This window comes from Methylomonas rhizoryzae, from assembly GCF_008632455.1.
GTDB lineage: Bacteria > Pseudomonadota > Gammaproteobacteria > Methylococcales > Methylomonadaceae > Methylomonas > Methylomonas rhizoryzae.
This window is the reverse complement of the sequence record NZ_CP043929.1, coordinates 4,417,566-4,436,589: the sequence shown is the minus strand read 5'-3', so window position 1 is coordinate 4,436,589 and position 19,024 is coordinate 4,417,566. Positions and strand designations below refer to the sequence as shown.

Annotated in this window: 17 protein-coding genes; 6 read left to right on the top strand and 11 right to left on the bottom strand. The window is 52.7% G+C overall.

What is annotated here, in order from left to right:
* Nucleotide 1: 1 nt before the first annotated feature.
* The 5 genes from rodA to F1E05_RS19535 form a co-directional block, all read right to left on the bottom strand.
* Nucleotides 2-1,132: a rod shape-determining protein RodA gene (gene rodA, locus F1E05_RS19555; RefSeq protein ID WP_150051479.1), complete on the bottom strand. Its 1,131-nt coding sequence runs from the start codon at nt 1,130-1,132 to the stop codon at nt 2-4.
* Nucleotides 1,122-2,978 carry a penicillin-binding protein 2 gene (gene mrdA / locus F1E05_RS19550; protein WP_150051477.1) on the bottom strand — a complete coding sequence of 619 codons (1,857 nt, stop codon included), beginning with the start codon at nt 2,976-2,978 and terminating at the stop codon, nt 1,122-1,124. Before mrdA ends, rodA begins: the two co-directional genes overlap by 11 nt.
* A 2-nt stretch (nt 2,979-2,980) precedes the next feature.
* On the bottom strand, nt 2,981-3,469 hold the full coding sequence (gene mreD, locus F1E05_RS19545; RefSeq protein ID WP_150051475.1) for a rod shape-determining protein MreD: 489 nt from the start codon (nt 3,467-3,469) through the stop codon (nt 2,981-2,983).
* 3 nt (nt 3,470-3,472) lie between these two features.
* Nucleotides 3,473-4,309, bottom strand: coding sequence for a rod shape-determining protein MreC (mreC, locus tag F1E05_RS19540; RefSeq protein WP_232056716.1), 837 nt, complete (start codon nt 4,307-4,309; stop codon nt 3,473-3,475).
* Nucleotides 4,310-4,545: 236 nt separating this feature from the next.
* Nucleotides 4,546-5,589: a rod shape-determining protein gene (locus F1E05_RS19535; RefSeq protein ID WP_150051471.1), complete on the bottom strand. Its 1,044-nt coding sequence runs from the start codon at nt 5,587-5,589 to the stop codon at nt 4,546-4,548.
* 105 nt (nt 5,590-5,694) lie between these two features.
* Here F1E05_RS19535 and gatC point away from each other — a divergent pair, with 105 nt between their 5' ends.
* From gatC to gatB, 4 genes are read left to right on the top strand one after another with little or no spacing between them, the layout of a single operon-like run.
* Nucleotides 5,695-5,982 (top strand): Asp-tRNA(Asn)/Glu-tRNA(Gln) amidotransferase subunit GatC, encoded by a 288-nt coding sequence (gene gatC, locus F1E05_RS19530; protein WP_150051469.1) that lies wholly within the window; start codon nt 5,695-5,697, stop codon nt 5,980-5,982.
* Nucleotides 5,983-5,990: 8 nt separating this feature from the next.
* The gene (gatA, locus tag F1E05_RS19525) at nt 5,991-7,442 is read left to right on the top strand and encodes an Asp-tRNA(Asn)/Glu-tRNA(Gln) amidotransferase subunit GatA (RefSeq protein WP_150051467.1); all 1,452 of its coding nucleotides are present in this window, start codon (nt 5,991-5,993) and stop codon (nt 7,440-7,442) included.
* 13 nt (nt 7,443-7,455) lie between these two features.
* Nucleotides 7,456-8,058, top strand: coding sequence for a Uma2 family endonuclease (locus F1E05_RS19520; protein ID WP_150051465.1), 603 nt, complete (start codon nt 7,456-7,458; stop codon nt 8,056-8,058).
* A 19-nt stretch (nt 8,059-8,077) separates the two neighbouring features.
* Entirely contained in the window at nt 8,078-9,514 is a 1,437-nt protein-coding gene (gene gatB / locus F1E05_RS19515) for an Asp-tRNA(Asn)/Glu-tRNA(Gln) amidotransferase subunit GatB (RefSeq protein ID WP_150051463.1), read from the top strand.
* A gap of 146 nt (nt 9,515-9,660) precedes the next feature.
* Here gatB and pyrF read toward each other — a convergent pair whose 3' ends face one another.
* Nucleotides 9,661-10,386, bottom strand: a complete 726-nt coding sequence (pyrF, locus tag F1E05_RS19510) for an orotidine-5'-phosphate decarboxylase (protein WP_150051461.1) — start codon at nt 10,384-10,386, stop codon at nt 9,661-9,663.
* Nucleotides 10,387-10,784: 398 nt separating this feature from the next.
* Here pyrF and F1E05_RS19505 point away from each other — a divergent pair, with 398 nt between their 5' ends.
* Nucleotides 10,785-12,200 (top strand): undecaprenyl-phosphate glucose phosphotransferase, encoded by a 1,416-nt coding sequence (locus F1E05_RS19505; protein ID WP_150051459.1) that lies wholly within the window; start codon nt 10,785-10,787, stop codon nt 12,198-12,200.
* Nucleotides 12,201-12,221: 21 nt separating this feature from the next.
* Here the strand turns inward: F1E05_RS19505 and F1E05_RS19500 are convergent, their stop codons facing one another.
* The 4 genes from F1E05_RS19500 to trxA form a co-directional block, all read right to left on the bottom strand.
* Nucleotides 12,222-13,334, bottom strand: coding sequence for a glycoside hydrolase family 5 protein (locus F1E05_RS19500; RefSeq protein WP_150051457.1), 1,113 nt, complete (start codon nt 13,332-13,334; stop codon nt 12,222-12,224).
* 12 nt (nt 13,335-13,346) lie between these two features.
* A complete protein-coding gene (locus tag F1E05_RS19495) occupies nt 13,347-15,041 on the bottom strand; it encodes an ABC transporter ATP-binding protein/permease (protein WP_150051455.1) in 1,695 nt (564 codons plus the stop codon).
* Nucleotides 15,042-15,201: 160 nt separating this feature from the next.
* Nucleotides 15,202-16,458: a transcription termination factor Rho gene (rho, locus tag F1E05_RS19490; RefSeq protein WP_150051453.1), complete on the bottom strand. Its 1,257-nt coding sequence runs from the start codon at nt 16,456-16,458 to the stop codon at nt 15,202-15,204.
* A gap of 176 nt (nt 16,459-16,634) precedes the next feature.
* A complete protein-coding gene (gene trxA / locus F1E05_RS19485; RefSeq protein ID WP_150051452.1) occupies nt 16,635-16,961 on the bottom strand; it encodes a thioredoxin TrxA in 327 nt (108 codons plus the stop codon).
* Nucleotides 16,962-17,062: 101 nt separating this feature from the next.
* On the opposite strand from trxA, the gene F1E05_RS19480 reads away from it, so the two are divergent.
* Nucleotides 17,063-18,391 carry a DEAD/DEAH box helicase gene (locus F1E05_RS19480; RefSeq protein WP_150051450.1) on the top strand — a complete coding sequence of 443 codons (1,329 nt, stop codon included), beginning with the start codon at nt 17,063-17,065 and terminating at the stop codon, nt 18,389-18,391.
* On the opposite strand, the gene yrfG is transcribed toward F1E05_RS19480, so the two are convergent.
* Nucleotides 18,321-18,995, bottom strand: coding sequence for a GMP/IMP nucleotidase (gene yrfG, locus F1E05_RS19475; protein WP_150051448.1), 675 nt, complete (start codon nt 18,993-18,995; stop codon nt 18,321-18,323). The genes F1E05_RS19480 and yrfG overlap by 71 nt on opposite strands.
* Nucleotides 18,996-19,024 lie beyond the last annotated feature (29 nt).

Genomic DNA, 19,024 nt, shown 5'->3' with positions numbered 1-19,024 from the left:
ATCAAACGGGTAACAATTTGCGGTGAGTGTGAATGGACATCAGTATGCCGAAGCCGGCCATTAGCGTCACCATGGAAGTTCCGCCATAGCTTACCAGAGGTAGCGGTACGCCTACTACAGGCAATATACCGATTACCATGCCGATGTTGACGAATACGTAAACGAAAAAAGTAAAGGCCAGACTGCCGGCCAACAAGCGGCTATAGGTATCTTGGGCTTGCACGGCAATGTAAAAGCAGCGGCTGATCACGAGTAGATATAAAAGCAATAAACCGACGCAGCCGAATAAGCCGAACTCCTCGGCAAATACCGCGAAGATAAAGTCGGTGGAACTTTCCGGCAGAAAATCCAATTTGGCTTGAGTACTGCCTAGCCAGCCTTTGCCGTTGATGCCGCCGGAGCCGATTGCGATTTTGGACTGGATGATATGGTAACCGGTACCCATGGGATCGGCTTCCGGGTTGATAAACGTCAAAACCCGGTTGCGCTGATATTCGCGCAGGAAATGCCAGAGCAGCGGAGTGAGCGCGGCTAACAGCGCCAGTGCCCCTATCATCAACCACCAAGATAATCCGGCGAAAAACAATACGGCCGCACCCGAGCTGGCGACCAGCATGGCCGTACCCAAATCGGGTTGTTTGGCTATCAATACGACGGGCACCATCAGTAAGATTGCGGCAGCTAAAATGTGTTTGGGTTTGGGCGGCAATTGGTGTTCCGATAAATACCAAGCGATCATCATCGGTGCGGAGATCTTGGCGAATTCGGACGGTTGAAAGCGGAAAAAGCCTAAATTCAACCAGCGCTGGGCGCCCATACTGATTTGTCCCATCACCGCCACGGCAATCAGCAACAAAATACATACTGAAAACAAAGCTAGCGAGAACGATTGAAAGCGGCGCGGATTGACGTGCGCCAACACGACCATAATGGACATGGCGAGACCGGTTCGGCTGGCGTGACGGTACAGCACTGCCGTATCTTGGCCGCCGGCGCTGTAGAGGATCACAAAGCTAAGACCGCATATCATCAATAACGCTAAGAACAGCGGGATGTCGACGTGCAGCTTTCTAAGCAGGTTGCCTAGAATGGAGGGCGCTTGAAAGTATTCGGTACGCATTTCAAGTTTCATCGGGCGGACCTTTTTTGGGATTAAGGTAGGCGTCGATAATTTTACCGGCAATCGGTGCGGCTACCGAACCGCCGTGACCGCCATGCTCGGCTACCACCGCTACCGCGATTTTCGGATCGTGGACCGGGGCGAAAGCGATGAAAAGCGCATGGTCGCGCATTTTGAAGTCGATAGCGTCCTCGTTGTATTTTTCTTCCTGCTTGACGGTAAAAACCTGCGCCGTGCCGGTTTTGCCGGCGATCTGATAATCGATGGCTTTCGCCAAACGGCCTGCCGTGCCGCGTGAGCCATGTACGACGTTGGTCATGGCATAAATGATGTTGTCCACATGTTTTGTGCTGAGGGGGATGCGGGTTTCCGGCAATAGTTCGGGCGGAGTGGCCAAATCCGGCGTGATGATTTCATGAACCAAATGCGGCGTAACCACTTTACCGTAGCTGGCTAATGTAGCGGTGGCGCGTGCCAATTGTAGGGGCGTGACTTGCATATAACCTTGGCCGATACCGGTAATCAAGGTTTCACCGGGGTACCATGCGCGGTTTCGGTGGCTACGCTTCCATTCTTTGGACGGCATCAGGCCGCTGACTTCGCCCACCAAATCGATACCGCTTTTTTCGCCGAAACCGAACTTTTGCATAAACGCCGACAGCCGGTCTATGCCGAGTGCCAGGGCGAGATCGTAAAAATAAACGTCGCACGATTGGGTAATGGCTTCGTTCATATCCACCATGCCGTGCCCCCATTTTTTCCAATCGCGATATTTATGGTCGACGTTAGGCAAGCGGTAGTAGCCGGGACAAAACAAACGGTGGCCGAAGTCCGTCACGCCGTATTCCAAGCCGGCCAAGGCGATGAACGGTTTGACGGTGGAGCCGGGAGGATAGAGTCCGCGTAGCGCCCGGTTGTATAAAGGTTGGTCGGGGGAGTCTCGCAAAGTTTTGTAGTCTTTGCTGGAGATGCCGGTTACGAACGGATTGGGATCGAAGCCCGGGCGGCTGGCAAATGCCAATACGCCTCCGGTTTTGATGTCGATGGCTACGGCAGCGCCGTTATATTCGGCCAATGCGTCGTATGCGATCTTTTGCAGATCGATGTCCAAGGTCAGGTAAATATTCGAACCGGCTATGGGCTCGACTGTGGCTACGGTGTTGACCGCCCGAGCTTGGGCGTTGGTTTCGATTTCTTCGTAACCCGCGGTGCCCAGCAGTTGCGATTCGTAAGATTTTTCTATGCCGATTTTTCCGATGATGTCGGTGCCGCGATATTCGGCGGTAGGTATGGATTTAAGCTCCTGTTCATTGATGCGGCCGACATAGCCGACGACGTGCGAGGCCAAATCGCCGTACGGATAGTAGCGTACCAAGCGGGCATACACGTCTACGCCGGGAAAATACGGGCGTACCACCGCGAATTTGGCGACTTCTTCGTCGGACAGGTTTTGTAGCAACGGTGTCGCGGTAAAAGACTTGTTGCGTTTGCGTTGCTTTTGGAATTGTTCGATTTTGTCGCTGGGGATGTTCAACAGTTGCTGCAATTTTTGCAACGTTTCGTCCATGTCTTTAATTTGTTCCGGTATTAGCTCCAAGCTATAGGTGGGAACATTTTCCGCCAGCATGCGGCCGTGTCGGTCGTAAATGATCCCTCGCGTCGGCGGTAACGGCGAAATCTTAATCCGATTGTCTTTGGACAGCGTCGCATAATGCTCGTGTCCGACAATTTGTAAATAAACCAAACGCACGATCAAGCCGGCGACCATCACCAGGATCAACAGAAAGGCTGCGACGATGCGGCTCAGAAACATTCTGTTCTCAGCCAAAGGATCTTTGAAGGCGAGTCTATTATCCATCGTCAACTGATACGCGCCATTTGCCGCAGGGCGCGCAGCAGTAAATACACAGCCGGCCAAATTAAGGCCCCGGTACAGACCGGATACCAGAACGAAACCGGTAGCCGGTTGGCGGCTTGCATGCTTTCCATGCCGAACAACAAACTTTGCCCGACAAACAGGCAGGCGCCGACAAACAGGCTTTGTTGCGGTAACGGAAACTGGCGTAGGCGCCGGTATTGCTTGATGCTGAAATAACTAATCAGGGAATAGATTAAGCCGTATTGGCCTAACCAATGGCCGGTCAATACATCGGTCAACAGGCCGACGGTAAAAGCGGTAAACACGCCGAAGCGTTCCGGTAAGGCGATGCACCAATAAATTAGGGTGAGTGCAATCCAGTCGGGATTGAGCATGTCCAGCAAAGGATGCAGTGAAGCGACTCTAAACATCATGGCGACTGCGATGGATGCGGCGAAATAAAACGGTGCGGACAGCTTGTCGGCCTGCATGTTCTAAGGCCTTTCGTCCGGAGAGGGGCCGTTCGCTGGGGCGGGTTTGGGGAGTTGATCCAATTCCACCGGTGTGGTGTCGCTCCAGACGATCAGGAATTCGCGGCTGGTTTCCAGGCGGGCTTTAGGCGTGGCGTAAATGTTGGCGAATGATTTATCCGGGCGAGCTTCGAATTTATCCACTACCGCAACCGGATAACCGGCAGGAAATACTCCGCCGAGGCCGGATGTGACCAACAAATCACCGGGTACGATATCGGCGTTTTTGGCTAAGAACGGTAAATGCAGGCGGTTGGATTGGCCGGTGCCGAACGCTATGGTACGTAAACCGTTGCGGTTGACTTCCACCGGGATGGCATGGTCGGGATCGGTGATTAGCATGACTTCGGAACTGGAAGGCAGGGCGCGTACCACTTGGCCGACGATGCCGTTGCCGTCCAACACCGGTTGTTCCGAATGTACGCCGAAGCGAGAGCCTTTGTTGACGACTACCGTATGTTCGTAAGGTGCTAATTTTACTGACAATAGTTCGGCGATTAGCACTTGTTCGCCGAGTTGAAACGAGTTTTCCAACAGCATGCGCAGGCGAATGTTTTCTTTTTCCAGCGCTTCCAACTTCAGCAGCTTACCATCGTTGATCAATTGCGATTCTTTTAAGCGCCGATTCTCCTTTTGCAGTTCCGCGTAGGAAATCACGGTACTTGAGACACTCAGGTAAGCGTCTACCGGCAGGCTGGCCAAATTCTGTAAAGGGTAGGTCACGAAGGACAGCAATGAGCGAACCGGATTCAGCCGTTGGGTACGGTAATCCGTTACCAGTAACGAAATAGCGGCCAGCATCGCTACTAACAAACGGGTGTTTAACGAAGGGCCTTGGGCAAATAGCAGTTTGATGGCAAATCCTCAAGCAGCGAGAAAAGTTGGCCGGTAGGTATGGGTATTATAAGTTGGCGGGAAAACTGACAACAGCCTTAGGCCGAAAAACGCGCGGGCTTATTTTGCAAGAATCGGACAAACAATGAAGCCCGTTGGTGCTTGGGGCAGGGAAACCGCTTAGATGCAGATGCTTGGCCGATTTATTCCAAGGAAAACGCCGAAGCGCCTTTTTTGTCGAGCATTTCCAAGACCATGCCGCCGCCGCGCGCCACGCAAGTTAGCGGGTCTTCGGCGATATAGACCGGTAAGCCGGTTTCTTCGGCGACTAAGCGATCGATGTCTTTAAGCAGTGCGCCGCCGCCGGTCAGCACGATGCCGCGGCTGGCGACGTCTGCGCCCAGTTCCGGCGGAGTCTGCTCCAGCGCAACTTTAACCGCGCTGACGATGCCGGATAAGGGTTCTTGCAAGGCTTCCAGAATTTCGTTGCTGTTCAAGGAAAAACTGCGCGGTATGCCCTCGGCCAAGTTGCGGCCGGTGACTTGCATTTCCCTGACTTCGCTGCCGGGATAGGCGGTACCGATTTCATGCTTTATCTTTTCCGCGGTGGCCTCACCGATCAGGGTGCCGTAATTGCGGCGCACGTAGGAGATGATGGCGTCGTCGAAGCGGTCTCCGCCTATCCGTACCGAGGCGGAATAGACGATGCCGTTTAAGGAAATCACCGCCACTTCCGAGGTGCCGCCGCCTATGTCCAGTACCATGGAGCCGTGTGCGGTATCCACCGGCAAGCCGGCGCCGACTGCCGCCGACATGGGTTCTTCGATCAAATAGACTTCGCGGGCGCCGGCCATGGCTGCCGATTCGCGAATCGCCCGTCGTTCGACTTGCGTCGAGCCGCAAGGCACGCAAATCAGAATGCGCGGGCTAGGTCTGAGCAGTTTGTTTTCGTGAACTTTTTTGATGAAATGGCGCAGCATGCGCTCGGTCACGGCGAAGTCGGCAATCACGCCGTCTTTCAGGGGGCGGATAGCGGTAATGTTTCCAGGCGTGCGGCCCAGCATGCTTTTGGCGTCGGCGCCGACGGCAGCGATGGTTTTTTGTCCGCGAATTTTGTCTTCCTTAATGGCGACCACGGACGGCTCGTTCAAGACGATACCTTGGCCGGGTACATAGATTAGGGTGTTTGCGGTACCCAAATCGATGGACAAGTCGTTGGAAAACAAGCCGCGAATTCGTTTGAACATGATCTCACCAGAGCGCACAGAAAATCCCGCTACTTTATCAATCAAGCGGGCGGTAGGGCAAGATATAAAGTATCATAAGGGGTTGAATAAACACGGAGCTGGGAAATGTCGTTGACGGCAAATGACGTAAATAAAATCGCTTATTTGGCCCGCTTGGGTATTGATAGCCAAGATATTGAATCTTATGCCAAAGATTTGTCAGGCATATTGGATTTGGTGGCCAAAATGGAGCAGGCGGATACCGTGGGCGTGGTGCCTATGTCTCATCCTTTGGACCAAACCCAGCGTTTGCGTGCCGACCAGGTCACGGAGGCCGACCGGCGGCAATGTTTCCAGGCCATTGCGCCGCAGACCGAAGCCGGTCTTTATCTGGTTCCTAAAGTCATCGAATAGTTTTCATCATGCATAAACTTTCATTGAGCGCGTTGGCTGCCGGGCTGCGCGATAAGCAATTTTCCAGCGTCGAATTAACGCATGTCTTTCTAAGCCGGATCAAACAACATCAGGCGCTAAACGCCTTTATCAGCGTGACCGAAAGCGCGGCGGTGGAGCAGGCTAAGGCTGCCGACCTGCGTCTGGCCAACGGCGAAGCAGGTTTTTTGACTGGCATTCCGCTGGCGCACAAAGACATTTTTTGCACGCAGGGTGTTAAAACCAGTTGCGGTTCGAAAATGCTGGACAACTTCGTCTCACCCTATGATGCCAGCGTAGTCGAGCGGTTTAAGCAGGCCGGTACCGTCATGCTGGGCAAGCTCAATATGGACGAATTCGCGATGGGGTCGTCCAACGAAACCAGCTTTTACGGCCCGGCGCGGAATCCCTGGGATAGCGAACGGGTACCCGGCGGATCGTCCGGCGGGTCGGCGGTGGCCGTGGCAGCGCGCTTGACTCCGGCTGCGACCGGTACCGATACCGGCGGGTCCATTCGCCAGCCGGCTGCATTGTGCGGCGTTACCGGTTTGAAACCGACCTACGGGCGGGTGTCGCGTTACGGCATGATCGCCTATGCTTCCAGCCTGGATCAAGGCGGACCGATGGCGGGGAGCGCGGAAGACGCGGCCTTGCTGATGCAAGTCATGGCCGGTTTCGATCCTAAAGACTCGACCAGCGTTGACCAAGCAGTGCCTGACTATGGCGCGACGCTGAACGATAGCCTGCAAGGCTTGAGAATAGGCCTGCCGAAACAATTCTTCAGCGCGGCGTTGGACAACCGGATGGCCACTGCCGTTCATGCGGCGATTGGGGAGTATCAAAAGCTGGGTGCAGAGGTCAGAGAGGTCGATATGCCGAATCTGGAGCTGGCAATTCCTGCTTATTACGTTATCGCATCGGCCGAATGTTCGTCCAACCTGTCGCGCTACGACGGCGTGCGCTTCGGTTATCGCTGCCAAAATCCGGCCGATTTGACCGACCTGTATACTCGTTCGCGCGGCGAAGCCTTCGGCCAGGAAGTCAAGCGGCGGATTCTGATGGGTACCTATGCGCTGTCTGCCGGGTATTACGATGCCTACTATCTGAAGGCCCAACAGGTGCGCCGCCTAATCAGTAATGATTTCAAGCGGGCGTTTAGCGAAGTCGACGTATTAATGGGGCCGGTCACGCCCGGTACGGCGTTTAAGATCGGCGAAAAAACCAGCGATCCGATACAAATGTATTTAGAGGATATTTATACGATAGCGATCAACCTGGCCGGCCTACCCGCCCTCTCGATTCCGGCCGGCTTCATAGCCGGCTTGCCGGTTGGTTTGCAGGTGATCGGCAATTATTTCAGCGAAGCCAAATTGCTGAACATCGGCCACCGCTACCAACAAGCGACCGATTGGCATTTGCAAAGTCCCAAAGGCTTCGAATAACACGGGAGGCACCATGGCGCCAATCACGCAATTATCGCAACTGGATCCCGACGGCACCTACAGCTACGCCGATTATTTGACCTGGCAGCTCGAGGAATCGGTCGAACTGATCAAGGGCAAGATCATGGCGATGTCGCCGGCACCCAATGTCAAGCATCAAAGGATCGCGCTTAAGTTACTGCGACCAATCGATAACTACTTCTTGCGTAAAAGTTGTGAAATCTTTATCGCCCCGTTCGACGTCAAGCTTTACGACCGTCGCAAATCGCTACTGACTAACCGCGAAGCTTTCAGCGTTGTGCAGCCCGATCTTTGTGTGATCTGCGACCAGGATAAACTGACTGAGCAAGGTTGCGACGGCGCCCCGGACTGGATTATCGAGATTCTTTCCCCAGGCAACAGTCGCAGGGAAGTGCGCCTGAAATATGACTTATACGAAGAAAGCGGTGTGATCGAATATTGGCTGGTCTTTCCGTACGAGCAAATTGTGCAACAGTTCGTGCTTGACGATAGCGGCAAATATCAACTGCGCGCCTTGTATCCCGGTAACGAAACCGCCGCCCCACATTTATTCCCCGATCTGCAAATCGACCTGAACGACGTTTTTGCCGAATAAGTTTTAAAAGGAAAGCACCATGAGCTCACAATGGGAAGCCGTCATCGGCCTGGAAATCCATACCCAACTGTCTACTAAATCCAAAATCTTCTCCGGCGCCGCCACCGCTTACGGCGCCGAGCCCAACACCCAGGCCTGCGCGGTTGACTTGGGCTTGCCCGGCGTATTACCGGTGTTGAACGAAGACGCGGTGCGCAAAGCGGTGACCTTCGGCTTGGCCATCGACGCCGACATCGCTCCACACTCAATCTTCGCCCGCAAAAACTACTTTTATCCGGACTTGCCGAAAGGCTATCAGATCAGCCAGTTCGAACTGCCGATCGTCGGCAACGGCCATCTGGATATAGAGGTCGACGGCGAGAGCAAACGCATCGGCATCACCCGCGCCCATTTGGAAGAAGACGCCGGCAAATCCTTGCACGAAGACTTCCACGGCCTGACCGGCATCGACCTGAACCGCGCCGGCACGCCGCTGCTGGAAATCGTCTCCGAGCCCGACATGCGCTCGGCCAAGGAAGCCGTGGCCTACATGCGTAAATTGCACGAACTGGTGCGTTACCTGGAAATCTGCGACGGCAACATGCAGGAAGGCTCGTTCCGCTGCGACGCCAACGTCTCGGTCCGCCCCAAAGGCCGGAAAGAATTCGGTACCCGCACCGAGATCAAGAACATCAACTCGTTCCGCTTCGTCGAAAAAGCCATCAATTACGAAATCGAGCGCCATATCGACGTGCTGGAAGGCGGCGGCAAAATCGTGCAGGAAACCCGGCTCTATGACGCCAACAAGGACGAAACCCGCTCGATGCGCAGCAAGGAAGAAGCCAACGACTACCGGTATTTCCCCGACCCGGACTTATTGCCGGTCGTGATCGAAGAAAGCTTGAAAGACGAAATTCGCGCCACCTTGCCGGAACTGCCCGATGCCAAGAAACAACGCTTCATTGCGCAATACGGCATGGACGGTGAAAGCGCCGCCACCTTAACCTCGTCGCGCGAACTGGCCGACTTTTACGAAAAAGTCGTTGCCGAATCCGCCGAAGCCAAATTGGCGACTAACTGGCTGACCGGCGACGTGCTGGGCGCGTTGAACAAGGCCGGCTTGGAAATCGGCGATTGCCCGGTCAGCGCCGAACGCTTGGCCGGCTTGCTGAAGCGCGTCGCCGACAACACCATCTCCGGCAAGACCGCGAAACAGGTATTCGACAAACTGTGGAACGGCAGCGAATCGGCCGACGAAATCATCGAAAAAGAAGGCTTGAAGCAAATCACCGATACCGGCGCCATCGAAGCGATTGTCGACAAAGTCATCGCCGCCAATCCGGTGCCGGTCGAACAATACTTGTCCGGCAAAGAAAAAGCGCTGATGGCTCTGGTCGGCCAAATCATGAAGGAAACCCAGGGCAAGGCCAATCCGGCGGAAGTCAATAAAATGCTGGTTGCCAAACTGAAAGGCTGAGGTATTTTTGCTGTCGGCGCTAGTCGTGGTGTCTCGTGGAAAGAGGCCGTGACCGCACCGGCCGGGCCAGCCGGTCCGGTTTCGAACGATAGAGTCCATGCCTACACGGCTCTACCCGGTCGCTTAGTTTTTAAGTTGCAGATGGGCTAAACAAATTGGGCGGCGATTTGCGCTTGTATGGTTTCCGCCATGGCTTTTCGATCGGAGGCGTCACGGATGGGGCGGCCGACTACCAGATAGTCGGCCCCGTTTCGAATGGCTAATTCCACGCTGACCGCGCGTTTTTGATCGTCATCCTCGCGGTTATCTACCGGTCTAATGCCGGGGGTGATCACCAACAACTTGTCTCCCAACTGTTCGCGTATCATGGGGACTTCCAAGCCGGATGAAACGATGCCGTCGCAGCCGAGTTGCAGAGCGCGTTTGGCTCGGGATAAAACGAGTTGCGTCACGTCGCATTGAAAGCCGAGATCGGTTAAGTCGCCCCTATCCAGGCTTGTCAGGGCGGTTACTGCAAGCACCTTGAGATCGCCTTTGGCTTGCGCCGCGGCTTCCATGATGGAATCGTTGCCGTGTATGGTCGCCAGGTCGACGCCTTTATTGCTGAGTGCCTTGATGGCGCGGCCGACCGTGGCGGGAATATCGAAAAACTTAAGATCGACGAAGACTTTTTTCTCTCTGGCTTTCAGCCATTCTATGAAGCCGAAATAATCTCCGGACATGAATAATTCCATGCCCACCTTGTAAAACACCACGCTATCGCCCAGTTCTTCTACCAAGGATTGGGCCTCCGGGATGCCGGGCAAATCAAGGGCCATGATCAGGCGTTCGCGGCTCGGAATGGGTTTTTGAGAGATATATGACGGATTCATTTAGGTTTTTAGTAGGTGATGGATGAAACGGGAATGGCAACGGATATGTGCAGTAACCAATAAACACGACATGCGGGTAGGCATTGATCGGTTGAATCTCAATCGATTGCCAATACTATTTTACTGCGTCGACAGATCAAACGAATAGTTAAGGTTTTTAGGGCAAGGTCATTTGAGATTGGTAATTAAAAATGTCTATATGTTGTTTTTTGCAACTGAATTGTTTCCTAATTGTGCCTTAATGAAACCTACGCATTTCTTTACTATAGTTGCTCAGGCGTCATTCAACCGGCTTGAATTACGCACGACTTTATCGAATCTAACTGGCTAATGCTTGTGTGGTTTACTGTACTATTCGATAGTTTATATAAACTGGCAAAACCCGGGTTTTACCGACCATGAACCAAATTCGCTCCAAGGGATTGATTCGACCTCTCAACTCCGAAATTCAAGGTTTCATCCGAGCAATCGATGGCGGATTGATTTTTGCGATGCTTTATCTGTCGCTGGCGGTTTATGAAGAGCCGTTGCGTGCCGAGTACTTGATGCTGTGTATGGCCAGTATTGTCGTTTTCGGGATTTTTGCCGAGAACCAAGAGGTTTACCACGGTTGGCGCGGGGCGCCGATGTTCGACGAGGCGGTCAGAATATTCTTGAGTTGGCTGGCAACTTTCGGGTTGATCGGTGCCGGGATTTATTTCTTCGAATTGCCGTTCGAGTTTTCCCGCTTGGCGTTGGATTTGTGGTTGCCATTGGTACCATTGGCTTTGATCGGCGTACATACCAGCCGGCGGGCTTTTCTGTCGTTTGTGCGCCAGCATGGGATGAACACCCGTACCTACGCTATTTTAGGCGCCAATACCTTGGGCGTGCGATTACAAACGGCACTGACCGAAATGCCATGGTTGGGCTACCGTTTTGTCGGATTTTTCGACGATAGGGTGGACGGCAAAGAAGGGCGTTTGGAAAACAACGCGATTCCGATAGCGGGGAATTTTTCTGCGTTGCTGGCGCAGTCGCGTAACGGCGATATCGACCATATCTATATCACCCTGCCGCTCAGGGCGGAAAAACGGATAGGCGATTTAATTCAAGAGCTTGCCGATACGACGGTATCGGTGAACATCGTGCCGGACTTTTTTACCTTCAATTTGATTCAATCCAAATGGAGTAACGTCAAAGGGATACCGGTGGTTAGCGTGTTCGACACGCCTTTCGGCGATTTCAACGGCTTTTTGAAACGGGCTGAAGACTTGTTTTTATGCGCGATTATATTGCCCGTCATCATTGTGCCGATGTTGGTTATCGCATTGGCCGTCAAACTCAGCTCGCCGGGGCCGGTGATTTTTCGGCAAAAACGTTACGGGATGAAGGGCGAGCCGATCGAGGTGTGGAAATTCCGCTCTATGACGGTCTGCGAAAACGGCGATAGCGTTAAACAAGCGACGAAAAACGATGTTCGGGTTACCAAATTAGGGGCGTTTTTACGCCGCACTTCGCTGGACGAATTACCGCAATTTTTTAACGTGCTATTCGGTACCATGTCCGTGGTCGGCCCCAGGCCGCATGCGATTGCGCATAACGAGTATTACCGCAAGCAAATTCAAGGCTATATGCTGCGGCATAAAATCAAGCCGGGCATTACCGGCCATGCGCAGATTAACGGTTTTCGCGGCGAAACCGACACCATTGAAAAAATGGAGGGCCGGGTGCATCACGATCTGGAATATATGCGTAAATGGTCGTTATGGCTGGATTTTAAGATCGTGGTGATGACGGTATTAAAAGGCTTTATCGGCAAGCAAGCTTATTAGTTTGTACCGCTTGGAGGCGTGTCAGCCGAAGCGTTGCGGTAGCCAGCCTTCGGCAACGCAATCGCGAAAGCTCCAGTGCCGCATCGTTTCGGTTTTGTAGCTCCAGAAAAACCAGCCTAAATATTTCTCGAAACAAGCCAATTGCGCAGCGGCATAGCCGCGGTAGCTTATGTCCAATTGAAACGCGTCCATTTGGGTTTGGCGATGGTCGAAGGCGCCGGCCGCCCAGGTTTCCAGCATTTTTAAGTCCAGGCCTAAACTCCATTCGCCGACATAGGTGGGTAGGCCGGAGTGACGGATGATATCCTCTGCTTCGTCCTTCCAGTCGGTGACCGTTTTGTGTAGATGGCCGAAAATGTCCAACCGGGCGTCTTCAGCTATAAAGCATTGGTAACGGTGGATGTCGAAGATGACATTCGGAAATTCCGGGCCGGACATAAAGCCTTGATAATCCCGAAAACTGCGAAAACCGTCGTGGAAGACCACGCTGACCCGCTCTGCCGGGCAGTGCTTGCGAATCAGTCGGTATGCGTCCAAGGTATAGCGCTTGAGTAAGGTAGTATCGATGTCCCAGCGCGGCTCGTTCAGAACTTCTATGCCGTGTAGTGCCGGGCTGCATCCGTATCGTTGAGCCAGCCGTTCCAAGGTCAGCAGCGAATAGTCGATATATTCCTGCCGAGTATGCCATTCGCAGACGTCTTGGATGCCGCCGTTATCGAAACCGTTTTGGCAGCCGGGAGCTGCGTGTAAGTCCAGCACTACCCGTAAATCAAACTGTTGTGCCCAGACGAAGGCTTGGTCCAGGAATTCGCAGCCGCCGGCCACGTATGGATAACGGACTTTACCGTAACTGGGGTGATAAGGGTAATCGTCGGCAAACAGCCAATGACCGACCGGGATGCGCACCGCGTTGATGCCGATCTCGGCCAGCCAAGCAAAATCCGCTAGGCCGATAAAATTCTTCCAGTGGCTTTTTAACTTCGGCTCGGCCTGTTTGCCGAGTTCCACACACCAGTCGGTTTCGTCGCGCGCAGTCATGCCGGCGAATAAGCTGGGCGTCATCCATTTTTCCAACACCAACCAGCCGCCCAGATTGACGCCGCGTAATTTGCTAGGAGTTGAAGTCGAGGGCATGGTCGGTCCGGGCTACGGCAGCAAGATGCGGCGTTGGTGCATGGCTTGGATTGTGGGTTGTTTGGTGATGGTCAGCAGGGTGGATTGAGGCAGCTTGTTATTGATGATGCGTATCATATCGACTTCGCCCTCGGGGTTTAGCGAATCGAATGCTTCTTGCATCATGATCCATTTGGGGCGCTGCAATAACAGTCTGGCCATGCCGAGGCGCTGTTGCTGCTCTCTTTCCAGGGTTTTTTCCCAGTCGCCGAAGTCGTCCAGCTGGGGGATCAAGTCGGCCACTCCGGCGATCTTTAAGGCGTCTTCCAATTCCTCCTGGCTGAAGTCCCGGGCTTGGGACGGGTAGCATATTGCGGAACGCAAGGTTGCGGTCGGTAAAAAGGGGCGCGGCGGCATGAAAAATAAGGGTTCGTCGTCCGGTAGTTCGATGCAGCCGGTGCCCCAAGGCCACAAGCCGGCAATTGCCTTGAATAATTTGTTGCCGGTAAAGGTGTTACCCAGGATTAGCACTCTTTCGCCGGGATTTATTTCTTCGTTCAGCAAGGGTATGCATACCAAGCCGTCCAGTCGGCACAGGCTCAAGTTGTTGAAACGTAGAACCGATCGCTGTTTTTTTTCTATGCGGATCCGGTGCGGATCCGGTTTGGCAATTTCTCGCTCCAGTTGACTGAGTGCGCCGACCAGGCCCAATACTCGTTCTACCGATGCGCGCCATTCGGCAACCCTGCCCATGTTATCCACCGGCCAGGAAAGTGCCGAGACCATATGCTGGAAGGATTGGGCGGATTGCATCAGGGCGCCCAGGGTGATGCTGCCCAGAATGTAGCGGGGCGCGGAGACCAGGATAGGAAAAGCCATGGACAGCACCGAGTAGCCGGAACTGAACAACATGATTTGCTGCCAGGCTTTGGTCTGCAAATTCCAGGCGTTGACGATGTCGCCGAAGCGGCGATGGAAGTGCGGGTTTTCATGACGCTCGCCGTGGATGAGGGCGATTGCTTGCGAATTCTCGCGGGCTTTGACTAAGGCGAAGCGAAAGTTGGCTTCCACGGTTTGTCTGTCGTCGGTGGCTTTGGTCAACGGTCTGCCTATCCACCAGCCCAACACCGAGGCGCTGGCGGCATACATCATGGCAATCCAGACCAAATGTCCTTGCATCGGTATCTCGATAATCCCTAAGTCTAATATCAGGGTGCCGGATAAATCCCAAAGGATTTCGGTGAAGCTAATCAACAGCATTAGACTGAAGACTAAACTATGAACCAAGTCCAGTGCATATTCGGTGGCGATGCGTACGTCTTCGGCTATACGTCCGTCGGGATTATCGTGTTTGCCCGGAATGTGTGTCACCAAGTAGTGACGGCCGTCGTTCATCCATTGTTCTATCAGTTTGTCCGTCAACCAGCCGCGCCAACCTAGCTGAAGCCGGCGCTTTACCGTCAAATGCGTGGCGGTAACCGCCATGTTGGCGATGAAAATCAGAATGATCAAACCGATTTGAGTGAACAACCTGGACATCGAGCGCTGGTCGAGGGCGTCAAACAAGTCGGCACTCCAGATGGTGATCACCACCGAGATCACGATTTGCAAAACCGTTAGTACGAAGAGCGCCAGGGAATACAGCCTGATCGATATTTTGTCTTCCGAATTCCAATACGGTCCGGCAAGGCGAACAAATTGGACGAAAAATCTGCTGGTGGTTTGCAATGCCGAACTCCTATATAGCTTGAGCGGGCAATATACAAATTCAATGAATGAATAACAACTTCATTGTTCGGCCATGTTAGAACAGCGAAGCGACGCGCAGATGCGTCGCAGGGGTATGGCCTCTAGGTTGTCGTTTATCGGAAAGGTTGCTGCCTTCTATCTAGCGTTTCATCGAATCGAAAAATTCGGCGGTGGTTTTGAAATCTCTGAGTTTGCCCAATAAAAATTCCGCAGCGGCCAATTCGTCCATGGGTTGCAGAATTTTGCGTAGTATCCAGGTCTTTTGTAGTTCGTCGGGGTCTACCAGATACTCTTCGCGGCGGGTGCCGGAGCGGTTGATGTTAATGGCGGGATAGATGCGTTTTTCGGCGATTTTGCGCTCCAGATGCAGTTCCATGTTACCGGTGCCTTTGAATTCCTCGAAGATCACCTCGTCCATGCGTGAACCGGTATCGATCAATGCCGTGGCGATAATGGTCAAACTGCCGCCTTCTTCGATGTTACGCGCTGCACCGAAAAAGCGTTTCGGCTTTTCTAAGGCGTTGGCATCAACCCCCCCGGACAGCAATTTGCCGGACGACGGCACGACCATGTTGTAAGCACGGGCTAAGCGGGTGATGGAGTCTAACAGAATAACCACGTCGAACTTGTGTTCTACCAGGCGGCGGGCTTTTTCGATTACCATGTCGGCGACTTGTACGTGTCGGGTCGCCGGTTCGTCGAAGGTGCTGGAAACCACTTCGCCGCGCACGCAGCGCTCCATTTCGGTAACCTCTTCGGGGCGTTCGTCGATCAGCAACACGATCAGATAGCATTCCGGGTTTTTTTCGGCGATGGCATGCGCGATGCTTTGCATGATCATGGTTTTGCCGGCTTTGGGCGGGGATACAATCAAGCCGCGTTGGCCTTTGCCGATAGGCGCGACCAAGTCTATCATCCGGGCGGTTAAGTCTTCGCTGGTGCCGTTGCCTTGTTCTAAGCGGAAACGTTTATTGGCGAATAATGGGGTGAGGTTGGAAAAAGAAATTTTATTTTTAGCTTGTTCCGGCGATTCGAAGTTGATGCTTTCGACTTTCAGCATGGCGAAATAACGTTCGCCTTCTTTGGGGGGTCTTATTTTGCCGCTGACGGTGTCGCCTGTGCGTAGTCCGAAGCGGCGGATTTGGCTAGGGCTGACGTAAATGTCGTCCGGACCGGCTAAATAAGAGCAGCCCGGAGTCCGTAAAAAACCGAAGCCGTCTTGCAAGATCTCCAATACCCCGTCGCCAAATATGTCTTCGCCGCTTTTCGCTTGCTTCTTTAAAATGGAGAATATCAACTCTTGCTTTCGTGCCCTGTCTATGTTCTCGAGTCCTAGAGACTCCGCGATAGAAATGATTTCACTGACTTGTTTAAGCTTTAACTCGGTAAGATTCATAGCAGATTGTTTGGCGTGAAGAAAAGCAAACGGCATGAAACCGTTTACGACAAGAGGTACAGGTTGGGGTTAATTCGGAAGCTGGAGTATGTATGCAGCAAGCGCTGCAGATTTTAGCTCAATAACCGGACTTATCAAAACGTTTTGTGATAAGTCCGGCGTGTAGGTATTCTGTATTAGATGTTACTATCGATAAACGCAGTCAGTTGAGACTTGGTCAAGGCTCCAACCTTGGTGGCTTCCACTTCGCCGCCTTTGAACAACATTAATGTCGGGATACCGCGAACCCCGTAATGCTGAGGGGTTTTGGGGTTTTCGTCGATGTTGAGTTTTGCTACCGTTAATTTGCCTTGATATTCGGCCGCTACTTCCTCCAAAACTGGCGCGATCATCTTGCATGGGCCGCACCATTCAGCCCAGTAATCGACTAAAACCGGACCGCCGGCTTTAAGGACGGAATCGTTGAAATCTGCATCTGATACATGAAGGACTAGGTCGCTCACGCCATTCTCCAATAATTTTTAAAGTGAAAACTATAGTTTCGTCGCTCGGCAATTGTCAATCGATTTCAACGGAATTGGATTTTAGGATATGCTATTCGGTTATGAAAAAAGCACATGTCACTGAAACGCGTTTTAGTAATCTGGAATTGTCCGATTCTATTGTCAAGGGCTTGAAAGAGGCCGGGTTTATTCATTGTACGCCGATACAAGATAGGTCTTTGCCGATTGCTTTACGAGACAGGGACGTCGCCGGACAAGCGCAAACCGGTACCGGGAAAACCGCCAGTTTTTTGCTGGCGACCTTCCAGCGCCTGATTAATGACGAAAGTGAAAAGATCAAGAATCCGCGGGCGTTGATTCTGGCGCCGACACGGGAATTGGCGATACAAATCCATAAAGATGCCTTGCTGCTCGGTAAGTATTTGAATTTAAAATTCGCGTTGATATACGGCGGCACCGATTATCAAAAGCAGTTGGATAAACTCAAGGCCAACGTCGATATTATTATCGGCACGCCCGGCCGTATCATCGACTTTTATAAACAAGGGGCGTTTAGCTTAGACAATATACAAGTCTCGGTGCTGGACGAGGCGGATCGTATGTTCGATCTGGGATTTATCAAGGACATACGCTTTTTGTTAAGGCGGATGCCGGTTCCCGAAAAGCGTTTGAATTTATTGTTTTCCGCTACCTTATCTTACAAGGTGACCGAGCTGGCTTACGAACATATGAATAATCCGGTGATGATACGCATCGAGCCGGAGGAAGTAACTTCTAAAGCAATCAAGCAGTTAGGCTATTGTCCGGCTAACGAGCAAAAAATTCCGCTGCTGTTGGGTTTGTTGAAGAGTCATCAGCCGCAACGCAGCATCGTGTTTGTGAACACCAAGCGTTGTGCCGAACTGTTGGACGATTACCTACAAGCAAACGGATACAAAACGGCTTTACTCAGCGGCGACGTCCCGCAAGAAAAGCGTCAGCGTCTGTTGAACGACTTTCAGGAAAATCGAGTTACTTTGATGATAGCGACCGATGTGGCCGCGCGCGGCTTGCACATTCCCGACGTATCGCATGTATTCAATTACGATTTGCCGCAAGACGTGGAAGATTACGTGCACCGAATCGGCCGGACGGCGCGCTTCGGTGCGTCGGGTGAAGCTATCAGTTTCATTTGCGAGGAATACGCTTACTCTATGCCGGATATTGAGGAATATATTGGGGAAAAAATTCCGGTCGAACCGATCACGGCACAATTGTTGGCCGATGAGGTGATCAAGCCGGGCAAACGGGAGCCCAGAGAACGGGTTCTACCCTTCGAGAAACGCCGAATGTCCAAAGATCAGCGTAAGTCTTGGGAGTTTAAAAAGCCGAAATCGGATGCAGATCCGGCAGTAACGCCCGAAAATCCTCCATTGCCGGAAACTCAATGATTTCCCGTTTGGGTTGCCGGCTGTCCGGTTGGGCAATCGAAATCAGGTTGGCAATGCCGAATGCCCGAGCGGAGCGTAATACCGCTAAACTGTCGTCGACTAACAGAGTGCGCAGTTTATCGAAGCGATAGTTTTGTTGAAATGTTAGCCAAAAGCCTTGCTGTTCTTTGGCCATGCCTAAATCATGCGACGAAACGATGGCGTCGAAAAATTGGTGTAAGCAGGTCCTATCCATTTTCAGAGCCAAACTGTCGCGGTGGGCATTGGTCACTAATATCAAACGCTTGCCGCCGTTTCTGGCAGCCTCCAAAAAATCTACAACGTGCGGATGAACGGCAATCAAACCGGCTAGCTCGTGTTTTAATCCGGCGATATCCAGACTCAATTCCCGGCTCCAATAATCCAGGCAATACCATTCCAGCCGTCCTTCCATTGCTTTAAAGCGGGGCGCAAGTTGCCGCTTGGCTTCCTCTAGCGACAAGTCATGCAGTTCGGCAAAACGCAACGGCACGAATTCCTGCCAAAAGTGATTATCGAAATTTAAATCCAGTAACGTGCCGTCCATATCCAGCAGCACCGTGTCGATTGTGTTCCAGTTCAGCATCGCTTAGATTTCCAGAGTAAGACTTTCGA

Coding starts and splice junctions, on each gene's coding strand:
- rodA (WP_150051479.1), bottom strand. CDS start 1,132: ATGAAACTTGAAATGCGTACCGAATACTTTCAAGCGCCCTCCATTCTA.
- mrdA (WP_150051477.1), bottom strand. CDS start 2,978: ATGGATAATAGACTCGCCTTCAAAGATCCTTTGGCTGAGAACAGAATG.
- mreD (WP_150051475.1), bottom strand. CDS start 3,469: ATGCAGGCCGACAAGCTGTCCGCACCGTTTTATTTCGCCGCATCCATC.
- mreC (WP_232056716.1), bottom strand. CDS start 4,309: ATGCTGGCCGCTATTTCGTTACTGGTAACGGATTACCGTACCCAACGG.
- F1E05_RS19535 (WP_150051471.1), bottom strand. CDS start 5,589: ATGTTCAAACGAATTCGCGGCTTGTTTTCCAACGACTTGTCCATCGAT.
- gatC (WP_150051469.1), top strand. CDS start 5,695: ATGTCGTTGACGGCAAATGACGTAAATAAAATCGCTTATTTGGCCCGC.
- gatA (WP_150051467.1), top strand. CDS start 5,991: ATGCATAAACTTTCATTGAGCGCGTTGGCTGCCGGGCTGCGCGATAAG.
- F1E05_RS19520 (WP_150051465.1), top strand. CDS start 7,456: ATGGCGCCAATCACGCAATTATCGCAACTGGATCCCGACGGCACCTAC.
- gatB (WP_150051463.1), top strand. CDS start 8,078: ATGAGCTCACAATGGGAAGCCGTCATCGGCCTGGAAATCCATACCCAA.
- pyrF (WP_150051461.1), bottom strand. CDS start 10,386: ATGAATCCGTCATATATCTCTCAAAAACCCATTCCGAGCCGCGAACGC.
- F1E05_RS19505 (WP_150051459.1), top strand. CDS start 10,785: ATGAACCAAATTCGCTCCAAGGGATTGATTCGACCTCTCAACTCCGAA.
- F1E05_RS19500 (WP_150051457.1), bottom strand. CDS start 13,334: ATGCCCTCGACTTCAACTCCTAGCAAATTACGCGGCGTCAATCTGGGC.
- rho (WP_150051453.1), bottom strand. CDS start 16,458: ATGAATCTTACCGAGTTAAAGCTTAAACAAGTCAGTGAAATCATTTCT.
- F1E05_RS19480 (WP_150051450.1), top strand. CDS start 17,063: ATGAAAAAAGCACATGTCACTGAAACGCGTTTTAGTAATCTGGAATTG.
- yrfG (WP_150051448.1), bottom strand. CDS start 18,995: ATGCTGAACTGGAACACAATCGACACGGTGCTGCTGGATATGGACGGC.